Genomic DNA, 14,335 nt, shown 5'->3' on the forward strand with positions numbered 1-14,335 from the left:
GGGCCCTTGGCCCGGGAGCGGCCGGGCCCCGTTCCTTCTGCGCGCTCAGTGCCCTGTCGGGCGGAACGGGACCGGAGCGGGAGGCCCAGGAGTCAGACCAGGCAGAACTCGTTGCCCTCGGGGTCCGCCAGCATCACATGGTCGGGCCTGCCCTGCATGTCGTACTCCGCGACCACCGTCGCACCGGCGGCCGTCAGCCGCTCCCGGGCCTCGACGACCCGCGGCCACCGCACCTCCCAGGGCGTCTCGCGGCCACCGCCGGCCTGCACGTCCACGTGCACCCGGTTCTTCGACGCTTTGAACTCCGGGACCTTCTGGAACGACAGGGCGGGGCCCACACCGTCCGGGTCGGACAGATAGGCGCCGTCGTCCCACTCGTCCTCCGGGATGTCGTGGTGGGTGAACCAGGCCTCCCAGCTCGCGAACCCGGCGGGCGGGGGCTTCTGCACGTATCCGAGCGCCAGCGCCCAGAACCGGGCCAGTTCCGCGGGACGCGCGCAGTCGATCGTCAGAGTCCATCTGGTGGACATGGTTCCCTTCCTCACCGGCCGGCCCGGTCCTAGAGCCAGCCCTTCTCCCGGGCGATCCGGACGGCCTCCGCGCGGTTGCGGGCCGCCATCTTCTGGATCGCCGTGGACAGGTAGTTGCGTACGGTCCCGTGCGAGAGGTGCAGCGCATCCGAGATCTCCGCGTTGGTGGAGCCGTCCGCCGCCACCCGCAGCACATCGCGCTCGCGGTCGGTCAGCGGGCTCGCACCGTCGGCGAGCGCGGCAGCCGCAAGGGCCGGGTCGATGACCCGCTCGCCCGCCAGCACCTTGCGTACGGCTGCGGCGAGCTGGGACGCCGGGGCGTCCTTGACGAGGAACGCGTCCGCGCCCGCCTCCATGGCCCGGCGCAGATAGCCGGGGCGTCCGAAGGTGGTGACGACGACGATCTTGACGCCGGGCAGCTCGCGGTGAAGCTCGGCGGCCGCCTCGATTCCCGTGCGGCCCGGCATCTCGATGTCGAGGAGGGCGACGTCGACGCGGTGTTCGCGTGCCGCGTCCAGCACCTCGTCCCCGCGGGCCACCTGGGCGACCACCTCGATGTCCGGCTCCAGGCCCAGGAGTGCCGCCAGGGCCTCGCGCACCATGGACTGGTCCTCGGCGAGGAGAAGTCTGATCATGCTCATCCGGTGGATCCTAGGCCGGAGGTGACGGGGACGCACAGGGTCAGTGCGAAGCCCTTGCCCGGGGCGGGTCCGCCGTCGGCCGGTCCCGTGACGAGCGTCCCCTCGACCGCGGCCAGGCGCTCGGCGATGCCGGTGAGCCCGTTGCCCGCCTTCGGGCCCGGGGCGCCGCGTCCGTCGTCGGCGACGACGAGTTCGAGCAGGGGCCCTTCGAGGGTCTGGCGCCGGGTGAGGGTGATCGTGCAGCGCCGGGCACCGCTGTGGCGCACGACGTTCGTCACCGCTTCCCGCATGCCCCAGGCGAGCACCTCCTCCGGCTCCTCCGGCACGCCTTCGGCGGCATCGGCCCGTATGTCGGCGGTGATGCCCGCCGCGGCAAGTGCGGTACGGGCCCCGGCCAGTTCGCCGGGCAGGGTCGGCCGCCGGTAGCCCGTGACCGCGCTGCGCACGTCCACGAGGGCCTGCCTGCTGACCCGTTCGATGTCGGCGACCTGCTCGGCCGCCCGGTCGGGGTCCCCGGGCAGCAGCCGGCCCGCCAGTTCGCTCTTGAGCGTGATCAGGGAGAGCGAGTGCCCGAGCAGATCGTGCAGATCGCGGGCGAGCCGCAGGCGTTCCTCGTTGGCGGCGAGCTGGGCGACGGTGGCGCGGGCCTCGCGCAGCTGGATGGTCGTGCGGATCAGCTGCCGTACGCCGGTCATGGCGAACCCGCCGAGGAGCGCGGGGAAGACGAGCGCCGTGACGGTCTCACGGGCATCGTGCAGGATGAGCCCGGTCCCCACCATCACGGCGCAGACCAGGGGGATCAGCAGACGCGAGTACCGGATCGGCAGCGTGGCGCCCGCCGAGACGCAGACGTATACGAACAGGACGAGCCACGGGGCCCCGAACGTCAGCGCGAGGAGTACGGCGAGGGCGCCGAGGAAGGCGATCGTGGACAGGACGCGATGCCGTCCCATGCCTTTCGACGTCTGGCGGAAGACCAGCACGAGGTAGACCCCGACGAACACCACGAGCCCCAGGGTGCCCAGCGCGCGTGCCCACCCCGTGTGGTCTGCGCCGAGGAGGTCCTTCACCGGTGCGCTCATGAACGCGAGCCAGATGCCGATCCACATCAGCTTGATGACGAACTGGTGCCTGCCTTGCGGCGGGCCCGCCGTCACCGCGTACGTCTCGTCGTCGTCGCTCACGCCCGCACGGTGTCCTTCCGGTACGCATGGGTGGCCAAGGGCGACCGGGCGGACCGCGTCACCGCTCGCAAGGTAGCCGATGGCGACGCCGGGCGCGGCGAGGACCGGCGATCCCGCCCGTGCACTGCCGCCCGGGCCGCCGTCGTCCCGGCCGGGGCGGGACGACGGACAGTGGCAGCCGCCGGACCGGGACGACACGGCACCGCCCCTGCCCGGAGTCCGGACAGGGGCGGCCACAGGGAGCGTCCGGTCAGCCCTCGCCGCCGAGGTTGATCGCGACGGTGCGCTCGGCGGGAGTCTTGCCGAGCAGCGCGGTCTGCATGGCCTGGGCCACGTCGGTGGCGCTGACCTCGTGCTGCTTCCCGTCGCCCTTGGTGATCATGATGCCGTCGAAGACACCGTCCAGCAGGGTGTTGATCGCTTCCCTGTCGTAGACCGCGACCAGCTTGCCCTGGACCGGCTTCATGGACAGGATCTGCGGCAGGGACCTCGCGGGACCGAAGTCGATCTGCTTGGGACCGGCCTTGATGGTGACCAGCCCGGACATCGCCGGCTCGGCGAACTCCTTCATGGCCCGGTCCAGTTCGGCCTTGGTGATCGTGGGCTGGGTGGTGGCGACGGGCAGTTCGACCACGGCGGCCCTACCGGTCTGGACCTGCGCGCGGTAGGCATCGCGAACGGAGATCATCGACCGGTTGACGTCCAGCGCCTTGCCGGTCTTGCCGGGGACGGCCACGGCCTTGTTCGGCTCGAACTTGATCGTGCCGTCGTTGGCGGATCCGGAGACACCCGCCAGGTCGGTCAGCGCGACCCCGAGCTTCTCCTCGTCGACCGGGATCACCGGGTCGGCCGGGCGTGCCCCGCCGAACAGGGAGCTGATCACCGAGACCGGGTTGTAGTCGCTGCCCGCGGCGCCGCGGACGGTCTCCTGGCTGTCCAGGGTGAGTCCGGCCTTGTCCGGGGCGAGCTTCTGCTCCTTGCCGTCCACGGAGAGCTGGAGGGGCGCCTCGGCGCGCTTCCCGAGGGCGGCCTCGAGCTTGGTGACCGCCTCCTCCTTCGTGCCGCCGCCGATGTCGACGCCGAGGACGGTGGTGCCCTTGGGGACCTCGGAGTGGTTCATCAGCAGTCCGGCGCCGTAGGCGATGCCGAGCAGCACGAAGACGCCCGCACCCAGGAGGACCAGCTTGGAGCGGCCCTTCTTCGCGGGAGGTGCGGCCTTCGGTACGGGCCTGGGTGCCGGGGCGGCCGCCTGGTGGCCCGGACCTGCCGGTCCGGTGCCCATGGCGCCGTCGGATCCCAGGTCGGCACGGGGGCCGCCGGGGCCACCGGGGAACGCCGGACGCGAATCCGACGGGACGACCGGGATGCCGCTCGTGAGCGTGTCACCGGAGACATGGCCGGCGGGGCCGGGAGCGGGCGCCGCGGCCTGCGGCGTCAGGATCGCCGTGTCGTCGGACATCCGGGGCGGTACGCCGCCGGGTCCGCCCTGGCCGGACGGACCACCGGGGCCGAAGGGGCCGCCGGGACCACCGGGGCCGAGCGGACCGCCGGGGCCGCCCTGGGACGGACCGCCGGGCCTGGGGCCTGCCGGACCGCCGGGACCCGCCGGGCCGCCCATGCCGGGCATGCCGTCGAGGTTCGGCGTCAGGGACGAACTGCCCGTGACCGGACCGTTGGTCGGACCGGACGGACCCGGTGTGCGCACCCCGAGGTTCGGCGTGGAGCGGGGCCCACCGGGAATGTCCGCGTCGATGTCGTCGAGGGCGCTGCGCCCGGGGCGCGGGGCGCCCGGCTGCGGACCGTCCGAGAAGTACGGCGGTTCGGCACGGGGCGGTGTCGGCGCCGGGCCCTGCCCGCCGCCCTGTCCGCCGCCCGTGGAGGACGGGCCGGCAGGAGGGCCGGAAGGGCCGGGGGCCGCTGCGCCGGGCGCAGGCGCCGGGTTCTTGCGCGGCGCGAACCAGTCGCTGCCGCTCTTCTCCCTGGCCGGCTTCTCGGCGGACGCCTCGGCGGCCCGGCCGTCCCGGGCGTCGGGGCCCGAACCGCCGCGCTCGCCGGCGCCCGCCGCAGCACCGGACGACGGCGCGGGCGCGCCGGGCCTCGGTGTGCTGCCCGTGCGCTCGGCGTCCGGACGGCCGCCGGAGGTGCCGGTGTCACTCATCGGCGTACGTACGACGACAGGCGGGATCGGACGCGAACCCGGGATGTTGATCCGGATGCGCGTCGTCAGCGTCGTCTCGGTTCTGGGCTCCTCGGGCCGAGGCGGATCCACAGGCTCCGGAGTCTCCTCCGGCCCGTCCTGAGACGGGTGCAGCGACGGATACTGGCGTGATCCGTACGGCGGCGTACCCGATGGGTACGCGGCTCCGCCGCGCCCCTGGGGCCCGGAGGACGAACTGTCAGTTTCACGACTCAAAGCAGGTTCTCCCGATTGGCTCCGCCGCCCGTACTTCCCCCATGCCGCAGGCCAGGGGACGGCTCGGCGCGCGCACCACCATACTGGCCGCCGCCGACAGACTCTCCGCCCGCGGGGAAAACAAGGATGCACCCCTCACCGTGGAGGGGGGCAATCCGGGAGCGGATGTGGCACATCACGTGCCCGGTCGGCCGGTGTTGGTGGCCGAATAAGGCAGCCGCGACATGGTGGCACACATCACAGCGACACCCATGCCGCCGAGCATGAAGAGCGTCAGACCGATCTCCTCACCGAAGACGTAGTCGCCCTCGGGACGGCCGCTGAGCAGGACGACGACGGCGATGAACCAGCCCACCGCCGGTGCCAGCGCACCGAGCTGGGTCCGGGCGAGCACCCGGCCCCCGTAGAACAGTCCGGCCGACGCGGCGAGCGCGAGCAGCAACCCTCCCGGGAACAGGCCCGCTTGGACGAGTGCGCCCGCGAGCCCGACGACGGCGCCCAGCACCGCGAGACCGACGTACAGGGCGATCCGTGCGGGGTTGAGAGGTGCGGCGAGACCGCTCTGCCCGGGGCCTCCGGGCGGCGCGTTGGTGCGCGGCGACTGCGATGCGGCCCGCTGTCTCTGCCTGCTGCTCATGCCTGTGCTCCCGGTGCTGCCGCCACGTCCGGCACGCCTGCGAAGAGGTCGTGCTCCCGGGCATCATCGTCCCTGCCGCGGGTCCCGCGCACCAACTGGTAGTACTCGGTGGTGAAAACGGGCTGCCCGAGGTCGTTCGAAAGAGCGAAGAACGGCCCGTCCACGGCGATCTGGGTGGCATGCGCCCTCATCGCCGCGGTCTTCGCGGCGGCGTACGCCGAGCCGTCGATCTCCGCGGTGATCTCCGCGTCGTCCACCACGCCGGGCACGTCGTCGACGGCGGCGATCCCCGGGAAGGCGTCAGGGGCGGCGTCCCGGAGCCGGGCGAAGGCCTCCTCGGCCACGGACCGCGGCACCCGGTTCCAGTAGATCTTCGCAATCGTGTGCGGGGCGCCGGCGGGGTCGCCGTACGCGGGGTCCGCGGCCAGTTCTGCCGCGCGCATCGCGACGCGGTGTGCCTGGATGTGGTCGGGGTGGCCGTAGCCGCCGTCGGGGTCGTAGGTGACCAGGACCTGGGGGCGCACGGAGCGGATCACCTCGACGAGGTGCCCGGCCGCGCCGTCCAGGTCCGCGTCCCAGAAGGCGCCGGACCTGTGGTTCTGCTCGGTGCCCATCATTCCGGAGTCGCGGAAGCGGCCGGGGCCGCCCAGGAAGCGGTGGTCGGTGACCCCGAGCTCCTTCATCGCGGCGGCGAGTTCACCGACGCGGTGGGCGCCCAGGGCGTCGTCGCGGTCCGCGGCAAGGTGCGCCAGGTCCGGCGGGATGACCTCGCCCTCCTCGCCGAGCGTGCACGTCACCAGGGTGACGTGGACGCCCTCGGCCGCGTACCTGGCCATGGTGGCGCCGTTGTTGATCGACTCGTCGTCGGGGTGCGCGTGCACCAGGAGCAGACGGCGGGCAGGAAGGTCCTTCATGGGTCCACCCTACGAGCCCGCCCCCGTGCGGGCCGACTCCCCACCTCAGAACTTGATGCCCCCGATCATGCCTGCCACGTTCGACGTCACCTCCGAGATGGTCGGCGCGATCGACGAGCTCGCAAGATAGAACCCGAGCAACACGCAGACCACCGCATGTCCGCCCTTCAGTCCGGATTTCCGGATCAGCAGGAAGACGACGATCGCCAGCAGCACCACCGCCGAAATCGAGAGTGCCACGGCGGTTCACCTCCATCAGTACGGTCGGGACGGGCAGCACACATGGAGCCAGCAGGTTCATACCCACCGAGCGCTACGGATCATAACTATCCGTGCCAACGCATTGATCGGGGCACAGCAGCACGAGGGGCGCACGTGCGGCTCCCTCCGGGCTAGGTTCGGAGCCATGACCTCGCAGAAGCTGTCCTTCGCCCGCCAGCACGCCCGGACCCAGCGGTTCACTCTGGGCGCACCCCGGGCCTTCACCGTCTCACCGGATGGGACGCGGGTGGTCTTCCTCCGCTCGTCGTCCGGCACGGACCGGGCCAACCGTCTCTGGGTGCTGGACCCGGGTACCGGTGAGGAGCGGATCGCCGCCGACCCCGAGGCCCTGCTGGGGGGTTCGGCGGAGAAGCTGTCGCCGCAGGAGCGGGCCAGGCGCGAACGGGTGCGGGAGGGTTCGGCGGGCATCGTCGGCTACGCGGTGGACGATGCGGCCGAGTTGGCGGCGTTCGCCCTCTCCGGCAAGGTGTACGTGGCCGAGTTGCGGGCCGGCACGGCGCGCGCCCTGCCGGTTCCGGGCCCGGTGATCGACCCGCGCCCCTCCCCGGACGGCAGGCACATCGCCTATGTCACCCGCGGCGCCCTGCGGGTCGTGGGGGCATCGGGCGACGGGGACCGTGCCGTCGCCGAGCCGGAGGACACGCACACCTCGTACGGGCTCGCCGAGTTCGTGGCGGCGGAGGAGATGAGCCGCTACCGGGGCTTTTGGTGGTCGCCCGATTCGGACCGCCTGCTGGTCGCCCGGGTCGACGACAGCGCCGTCCAGCGGTGGTGGATCGCCGACCCCGCGCACCCGGGCAACAAGCCCGCAGAGGTCGGCTATCCGGCCGCGGGGACGGCCAATGCCGAGGTGCGGCTCTTCGTGATGAGTCTGGACGGGGCACGTACCGAGATTGTCTGGGACCGGACCCGCTTCCCGTACCTGGCCCGGGTGCACTGGTCGTCGAACGGGGCACCGCTGATCCTGGTGCAGGCCCGTGACCAGCGCAGTCAGCTGCATCTGGCCGTGGACACGGAGAGCGGAACGACCCGTACGGTGCATGTCGACGAGGACGCTGTCTGGCTCGATCTTTTCGACGGTGTACCCGCGTGGGCGCCGGACGGGCGGCTCGTACGGATCGCGGACGAGGGCGGCGCGCGGGTGCTGTCGGTCGGCGACCGGCCGCTGACCGGGGCCCAGCTGCACATCCAGTCGGTGCTGGACATCGGGGAGTCGGACATCCTGGTGTCGGCGACAGCGGGCGAGAAGGCGGCGGATCCGGAGACCGGGCAGAGCCATGTGTACCGGGTGAACGAGCTGGGCGTCGAGCGGGTCTCCGAAGGCGTGGGGGTGCACTCCGCGGTGCGCTCGGGCGGAGTGACGGTGCTGCTCTCGGCCTCCCTGGAGCACCCGGGAACGGTGGTACGGGTCCTGCGGGACGGCAGGCGGGCCGCGACCGTCGCCAGCCACGCCCAGGAGCCGGTGCTGACGGCCCGGGTGCAGCTGACGGAGGGGGGCGCACAGCGGATTCCGTGCGCCGTGCTGCTCCCCTCCGGCTACAAGGAGTCCGACGGCCCCCTGCCGGTCCTGATGGACCCGTACGGCGGACCGCACGGCCGCCGGGTCGTCGCCGCGCACAATGCGCATCTCACGTCCCAGTGGTTCGCCGACCAGGGGTTCGCCGTGATCGTCGCGGACGGCCGCGGCGCGCCGGGGCGCTCGCCCGGCTGGGAGAAAGCGGTCAGGGACGACTTCGCCCTCACCCTGGACGACCAGATCGAGGCCCTGCACTCACTGGCCGGACGGTTCCCGCTGGATCTCTCGAAGGTGGCGATGCGTGGCTGGTCCTACGGCGGCTACCTGTCGGCGCTCGCGGTGCTGCGGCGCCCCGATGTCTTCCATGCCGCTGTCGTGGGCGCCCCGGTGACGGACTGGCGGCTGTACGACACCCACTACACGGAGCGCTATCTCGGCGACCCCGCGGCGCAGCCCGAGGTGTACGCGTACAACTCCCTGGTGACGGACGAGGGGCTGTCCCGGCCCGCCGACGAAGTGCGGCCGATGATGATCGTCCACGGTCTGGCCGACGACAACGTGGTCGTCGCCCATGCGCTGCGGCTGTCGTCGGCGCTGCTGTCGGCGGGACGGCCGCACGAGGTGCTGCCGCTGAGCGGGGTGACGCACATGACCCCCCAGGAGCAGGTGGCGGAGAATCTGCTCCTGCTCCAGGTGGACTTCCTCAGGCGGTCGCTCGGGCTGTCGTAGGCGTCACCAGGCGGGCGGCGGGGACGAGGGCGGCGGAGGGCCGAATCCGCCGCCCGGGGGCGGCCCGTAGCCGGGGCCCGGTCCTGGCGGCTGCGCCTGCGGGTAGCCGTACCCCGGAGCGGGGCCCCGGCCGGGGCCCTGCGGGTATCCGTAGCCGTCGCCGGGCGGCGGGCCGTATCCGCCCGCTCCGTAGCCGTCGTAGCCCCTGCTGTCCCCGTCCGCGTCCTCGAAGCCTCTGCGGGACAGCGCGATCAGTCCCGCCGCCCCGGCGAGGGCGAGGAAGAACGAGGTCAGCACGATGAGCTGGTACTCGGTCCCCAGGTCCCCGAAGCGGTCGAGCATCTCGTGGTGCACGGCCCGGGCGATCCCGAGACCTCCGGAGAGCAGCAGGAACGCGGCGGCGATCATGCCGAACGGGCGGGCGTGTACGGCGTGGAAGAGCGCGGTGAACGCGACGACGAGGCAGAGCACCGCGAGCGCCACGCTGCTCCAGCCGGGCGGCGCACTGGTCAGCTCGACCCGGACGGCGTCCCCGCCGATGAACCAGTCGGGATACACCGCGGACGGCAGCGTGACGAACTGGCGGATCTCCCAGGCGATCAGCACGGCGCCCGAGGCGCCGAGCACCAGGAAGGCGACGACCGCGGCTCCCTGGCCGGGCCGGGTGGGTCCCGGTTCGTAGAAGTCCGCGGACGGCCTGCGGCCCGCCGCACCGGTGACGACGAGCGCGAGCCCGGCGGCCAGCGCGACGAAGGTGCCGAGGAGGGCGCGGGTGCGCAGCTCGTCGCCGTAGCGCCCGTCCATCCAGGAAGCGCCGGTGGTCCAGACGCCGGGCAGCCGCAGGGCAAGCGTGACCACGCCGGTGGCGACGAGCGCCGAAGCGGCCACCGAGGAACGCAGGGCGGCGATCATGGCGAGGACGTAGACGGCGAGGAGCACGATGTCGGACTGCGCCGTCGCGGGCAGCGATTCGGGCCGTGCGTCGGTGTAGCCGGCCCAGTAGCGCAGCAGGTCCAGCGGGTCGCCGGCCGCCCGGACGTCCCGCACGATCCAGCCCGCGACGATGACGCCCAGTACGGCGCACAGCACCGCACCGGTGATTCTGGCTCCCCGGGTGAGTATCACCCCAGCGATACTCCACCGCGGTCCGCCGTTGAACAAGGGGACCTGTGGGGAAAGGCGGGGAACGGGAAACCGGCCGGGGCGACGTGATGAGCACCCCGGCCGGTTCACGGCACCCGCACGGCCGTACGTTCTTCATGGTGGTGCGTTCGTATATCGGTGCGACGACAGTCAAGTTGCCTCTGTGTTAACGAATGTGATGCCCTTTTATCATTTCTTTTCTCCCGGATCGTCCTTGCGCAGGGGCGGCGGCGCGTCCTCCGGTTCGGGGGTCTCCAGGATCCCCTCCGGCGGTACCACCTGCTTCTCCTCGGCGAAGTGACAGGCCGAGTCGTGCCTGGCCGGTGTGTCCGTCTCCCGGAACACCGCGGGGACGGCCAGCAGCGGCACCTCCAGCTCGCACCGCTCCTGCGCCTTCCAGCAGCGCGTACGGAAACGGCAGCCCGACGGGATGTTCGCCGGGGACGGGACGTCGCCGTGCAGGATGATCCGCTCGCGGTACTCGCGGGCCGTCGGGTCCGGCACCGGAACGGCGGACAGCAGCGCCTGCGTGTACGGGTGCGTGGGGTGGTCGTAGATCTCCTCGTCCGTGCCGATCTCGACGATCCGGCCGAGGTACATGACGCCGACCCGGTCCGAGATGTGCCGGACGATCGACAGGTCGTGCGCGATGAACAGGAAGCTCAGGCTGAACTCCGCCTGCAGCCGGTCGAGCAGGTTGACCACCTGGGCCTGGACCGACACGTCGAGCGCGGACACCGGCTCGTCGGCGACGATGATCTCCGGGTTGAGCGCGAGACCGCGGGCGATGCCGATGCGCTGGCGCTGACCGCCGGAGAACTGGTGCGGATACCGGTTGATGTACTCCGGGTTCAGACCGACGACGTCGAGCAGGTCCTGCACCTTCTGGCGCCGGCTCCCCTTGGGTGCCACCTCGGGGTGGATCTCGTACGGCTCCCCGATGATGTCGCCGACCGTCATGCGCGGGTTCAGCGAGGTGTACGGGTCCTGGAACACCATCTGGATGTTGCGGCGCACGGCCTTCAGCGCACGGCCCGACAGCTTGGTGACGTCCTCGCCCTTGTAGCGGATGGAGCCCCCGGTGGGCGGCTCCAGGTGCACCAGCATCTTGGCGACGGTCGACTTGCCGCAGCCGGACTCGCCCACGATGCCGAGCGTCTCGCCCGCCGCCAGATCGAAGTCGACCCCGTCGACGGCCTTGACCGCCCCGATCTGCTTCTTGAAGAGGATGCCCCGGGTGAGCGGGTAGTGCTTGACCAGGCCGCGCACCTCCAGGATCGGGTCGCCCTCCGCGTACGGCCGCACGGGGCCGCTCTCGCGCACCTCGGAGACCAGGGTGGAGCCCCCGGCGGTGACGCCCCTACGGCTCGGGTCCTCAGCGTGCATCGAGCGTCTCCTTCCAGAAGTGGCAGGCGCTCCGGCGGCTCTCGTCCACGGTGTACAGCGGCGGTACGTCCGTACGGCACACGGCCTGGGCCATCGGGCAGCGCGGGTGGAAGGCGCAGCCGGGCGGGATGTGCAGCAGGTTGGGCGGGAGCCCCTTGATCGCGTACAGGTCCTGGCCCTTCTGGTCCAGGCGCGGGATCGACCGGAGGAGGCCCTTGGTGTACGGGTGGGCGGGTGCCTTGTAGATCTCGTGGACGGGCGAGGTCTCGACGATCCGGCCCGCGTACATCACGGCGATCTTGTCGGCGACGTCGGCCACCACACCGAGGTCGTGGGTGATGAGGATCAGCCCCATGTTCAGCTCGCGCTGCAGTTCGGCGAGCAGCTCCATCACCTGGGCCTGGACCGTCACGTCCAGGGCGGTGGTCGGCTCGTCGGCGATGATCAGCGAGGGTTCCAGCGCCATCGCCATGGCGATCATGATGCGCTGGCGCATACCGCCGGAGAACTGGTGCGGGAAGTTCCCGACCCGCTCCTTGGCGGCCGGGATGCGCACCCGGTCCATCAGCTCGATGGACTTGGCCTTCGCGTCCTTGCGGGACATCCCGCGGTGCACGACGAACATCTCGCCCAGCTGCTGCCCCACGCTCAGCACCGGGTTCAGCGAGGACAGCGCGTCCTGGAAGATCATGGCCATCTCCTGGCCGCGGACCCTGCGCCGTTCCTCGCCCTTGAGCTTCAGCAGGTCGCGGTCCTTGAAGAGGATCTCGCCCCCGCTGATCTTCCCGGGCGGCATGTCGAGGATGCCCATGATCGCCTGGGCGGTGACCGACTTGCCCGAGCCCGACTCGCCGAGGACGGCGAGCGTCTCGCCCTCGGCCACCGAGTAGTTGACCCCGTTGACGGCCTTGGCCACCCCCTCGCGGGTGTGGAACTCCACGTGCAGATCGCGCACTTCGAGCAACATGGCAGCGGGCTCCTCAGCGCAGCTTGGGGTCGAGGGCGTCGCGCACCGCGTCGCCGAGCATGATGAAGGCGAGCACCGTGATCGCCAGCGCACCGGCGGGCCAGAGCAGCATGTGCGGCGCGTTTCGGACGTACTGGGAGGCGGCGGAGATGTCGATGCCCCAGGAGACGGCCGGCGGTTTCAGGCCCACACCCAGGTACGAAAGGGTCGCCTCCAGCGAGATGTACGTACCCAGCGCGATCGTCGCGACGACGATCACCGGGGCGATGGCGTTGGGGGTGATGTGCCGAAGCATCATCCGCGAGTTGGAGGCGCCCAGCGCCCGCGCCGCCTGGACGTAGTCGTTCTGTTTGGCGGTGATGACGGAGCCTCGTGCGATGCGGGCGATCTGGGGCCAGCCCAGCAGCACGATGAAGCCGATCACGGGCCAGACGGTGGAGCTGGTGACCACGGAGAGGAACACCAGGCCGCCGAGGACGACCGGGATGCCGAAGAAGACGTCCGTGATGCGGGAGAGGATGGCGTCGCCCTTGCCTCCGTAGAAGCCGGCGAGGCCGCCGAGCACACCGCCGAGCAGGGAGACGCCGAGCGTGGAGCAGACGCCGACGGTGACCGAGGTCCGCGCCCCGTAGACGGTACGGGTGTAGACGTCGCAGCCCTGTCCGTCGAAGCCGAAGGGGTGACCGGGCTGGGATCCCTCCTGGGCCTTGCTCAGATCGCAGTCGAGCGGGTCCTGGTCGGTGATGAGCGACGGCCAGATCGAGATGATCACCAGGAAGAGGATGATCAGCCCGGAGATGATGAAGACCGGGTTGCGGCGCAGATCGCGCCAGGCGTCGGACCACAGACTGCGCGGCTTGCCGGAGGGGCCGGTCCCCTCGGGGCCGCCGGGCGTCTTCTCCAGGGTGGTGCCCTCGTCGACCGCCAGGTCCATCGCACCGCCGGCTCCGGCCCCCGAGATCGCTTCGTCGAACGGCTGCTGAGGCTCAGGCATAGCGGATCCTCGGGTCGAGTACGGCGTACAGGAGGTCGACGATCAGGTTCGCCGCGAGGAAGACGAGGACCAGCACGGTGACGAACCCGACGACGGTCTGCGTGTTCTGGCGCAGGATGCCCTGGTAGAGCTGGTAGCCGACTCCGTGGATGTTGAAGATGCGCTCGGTGACGATGGCCCCGCCCATCAGGGCTCCCACGTCCGTACCGATGAAGGTGACGACGGGGATGAGGGAGTTGCGCAGCAGGTGCCTGACCACGACCCGGCGCCGGGGAAGACCCTTGGCCACGGCGGTACGGACGTAGTCGGCGCGGGCGTTCTCGGCGATCGAGGTCCTGGTGAGGCGGGTGACGTAGGCCAGGGAGACGGAGGCCAGGACGAGGCCGGGGACGATGAGTTCGTCGAGCGGCGCCTCGGGGGAGACGGACGGTTTGATGATCCCCCACTCCACCCCGAGGAGGAGCTGGAGCAGCAGGCCGGTGACGAAGGTGGGGACGGCGATGACGACGAGGGTCAGGATGAGCACCCCGGTGTCCACGGGCCGCCCGCGGTGGAGTCCGGTGACGACGCCGAGGCTGATGCCGATGACGATCTCGAACACGATCGCGACGATGGTGAGCCGGATGGTGATGGGGAAGGCCGTGGCCATCAGCTCCGTGACCTCCTGCCCGTTGAACGCGGTGCCGAAGTCCCCGGTGAAGATGTGGCCCATGTAGGTCAGGTATTGCTGCCAGACCGGCTTGTCGAGACCGAATTCGGTGCGCAGCTGGGCGGCGGTCGCGGGGTCGCACTGGCGGTCGCCGCAGAGGCCCGCGATGGGGTCGCCCATCACGTTCACCATGAGGAAGATCAACAGCGTGGTGCCGAAGAAGACCGGGATCATCTGCAGCAGCCGCCGGATCACATAACGTCCCATGAAGGGCTCCGGGGGTCGGGGCGAACAGCGGAGGGACCGGGAAGCCGGGCGGCCGGTGCGGTCGCCACGATGGAGCACCACGT

At 71.3% G+C, this 14,335-nt stretch carries 13 protein-coding genes; 1 reads left to right on the top strand and 12 read right to left on the bottom strand.

Going from position 1 to position 14,335, the window contains the following annotated elements; genetic code table 11:
- Positions 1 to 92 precede the first annotated feature (92 nt).
- From ACFQ6X_RS34550 to ACFQ6X_RS34580, 7 genes are all read right to left on the bottom strand, one after another.
- Entirely contained in the window at positions 93 to 530 is a 438-nt protein-coding gene (locus ACFQ6X_RS34550; RefSeq protein WP_383187765.1) for a VOC family protein, read from the bottom strand.
- A 29-nt stretch (positions 531 to 559) separates the two neighbouring features.
- A complete protein-coding gene (locus ACFQ6X_RS34555) occupies positions 560 to 1,171 on the bottom strand; it encodes a response regulator transcription factor (protein ID WP_383187768.1) in 612 nt (203 codons plus the stop codon).
- On the bottom strand, positions 1,168 to 2,280 hold the full coding sequence (locus ACFQ6X_RS34560) for a sensor histidine kinase (protein ID WP_383187793.1): 1,113 nt from the start codon (positions 2,278 to 2,280) through the stop codon (positions 1,168 to 1,170). Before ACFQ6X_RS34560 ends, ACFQ6X_RS34555 begins: the two co-directional genes overlap by 4 nt.
- Positions 2,281 to 2,605: 325 nt before the next feature.
- The gene (locus ACFQ6X_RS34565; RefSeq protein WP_383187771.1) at positions 2,606 to 4,768 is read right to left on the bottom strand and encodes a hypothetical protein; all 2,163 of its coding nucleotides are present in this window, start codon (positions 4,766 to 4,768) and stop codon (positions 2,606 to 2,608) included.
- 175 nt (positions 4,769 to 4,943) lie between these two features.
- Positions 4,944 to 5,405, bottom strand: coding sequence for a DUF6113 family protein (locus ACFQ6X_RS34570; protein ID WP_383187774.1), 462 nt, complete (start codon positions 5,403 to 5,405; stop codon positions 4,944 to 4,946).
- Complete coding sequence (gene mshB / locus ACFQ6X_RS34575; protein WP_383187777.1) at positions 5,402 to 6,319, bottom strand: N-acetyl-1-D-myo-inositol-2-amino-2-deoxy-alpha-D-glucopyranoside deacetylase; 918 nt, start codon at positions 6,317 to 6,319, stop codon at positions 5,402 to 5,404. The genes ACFQ6X_RS34570 and mshB overlap by 4 nt, the downstream gene beginning before the upstream one ends.
- A 45-nt stretch (positions 6,320 to 6,364) precedes the next feature.
- A complete protein-coding gene (locus ACFQ6X_RS34580) occupies positions 6,365 to 6,559 on the bottom strand; it encodes a hypothetical protein (protein WP_329207729.1) in 195 nt (64 codons plus the stop codon).
- Positions 6,560 to 6,725: 166 nt separating this feature from the next.
- Between ACFQ6X_RS34580 and ACFQ6X_RS34585 the strand changes: the two genes are divergently transcribed.
- Positions 6,726 to 8,846 carry an alpha/beta fold hydrolase gene (locus ACFQ6X_RS34585; protein ID WP_383187780.1) on the top strand — a complete coding sequence of 707 codons (2,121 nt, stop codon included), beginning with the start codon at positions 6,726 to 6,728 and terminating at the stop codon, positions 8,844 to 8,846.
- A 3-nt stretch (positions 8,847 to 8,849) separates the two neighbouring features.
- Here ACFQ6X_RS34585 and ACFQ6X_RS34590 read toward each other — a convergent pair whose 3' ends face one another.
- The 5 genes from ACFQ6X_RS34590 to ACFQ6X_RS34610 all read right to left on the bottom strand — a co-directional run bounded on the left by ACFQ6X_RS34590 (position 8,850) and on the right by ACFQ6X_RS34610 (position 14,252).
- Positions 8,850 to 9,971, bottom strand: coding sequence for a hypothetical protein (locus ACFQ6X_RS34590; RefSeq protein WP_383187783.1), 1,122 nt, complete (start codon positions 9,969 to 9,971; stop codon positions 8,850 to 8,852).
- 207 nt (positions 9,972 to 10,178) lie between these two features.
- The gene (locus tag ACFQ6X_RS34595) at positions 10,179 to 11,375 is read right to left on the bottom strand and encodes an ABC transporter ATP-binding protein (protein WP_383187785.1); all 1,197 of its coding nucleotides are present in this window, start codon (positions 11,373 to 11,375) and stop codon (positions 10,179 to 10,181) included.
- On the bottom strand, positions 11,365 to 12,342 hold the full coding sequence (locus ACFQ6X_RS34600) for an ABC transporter ATP-binding protein (protein ID WP_329207735.1): 978 nt from the start codon (positions 12,340 to 12,342) through the stop codon (positions 11,365 to 11,367). Before ACFQ6X_RS34600 ends, ACFQ6X_RS34595 begins: the two co-directional genes overlap by 11 nt.
- 13 nt (positions 12,343 to 12,355) lie before the next feature.
- Positions 12,356 to 13,336: an ABC transporter permease gene (locus ACFQ6X_RS34605; protein ID WP_383187788.1), complete on the bottom strand. Its 981-nt coding sequence runs from the start codon at positions 13,334 to 13,336 to the stop codon at positions 12,356 to 12,358.
- A complete protein-coding gene (locus ACFQ6X_RS34610; protein ID WP_383187791.1) occupies positions 13,329 to 14,252 on the bottom strand; it encodes an ABC transporter permease in 924 nt (307 codons plus the stop codon). The genes ACFQ6X_RS34605 and ACFQ6X_RS34610 overlap by 8 nt, the downstream gene beginning before the upstream one ends.
- Positions 14,253 to 14,335: the final 83 nt, after the last annotated feature.

The sequence above is a fragment of the Streptomyces sp. NPDC056452 genome (assembly GCF_042796085.1).
GTDB lineage: Bacteria > Actinomycetota > Actinomycetes > Streptomycetales > Streptomycetaceae > Streptomyces.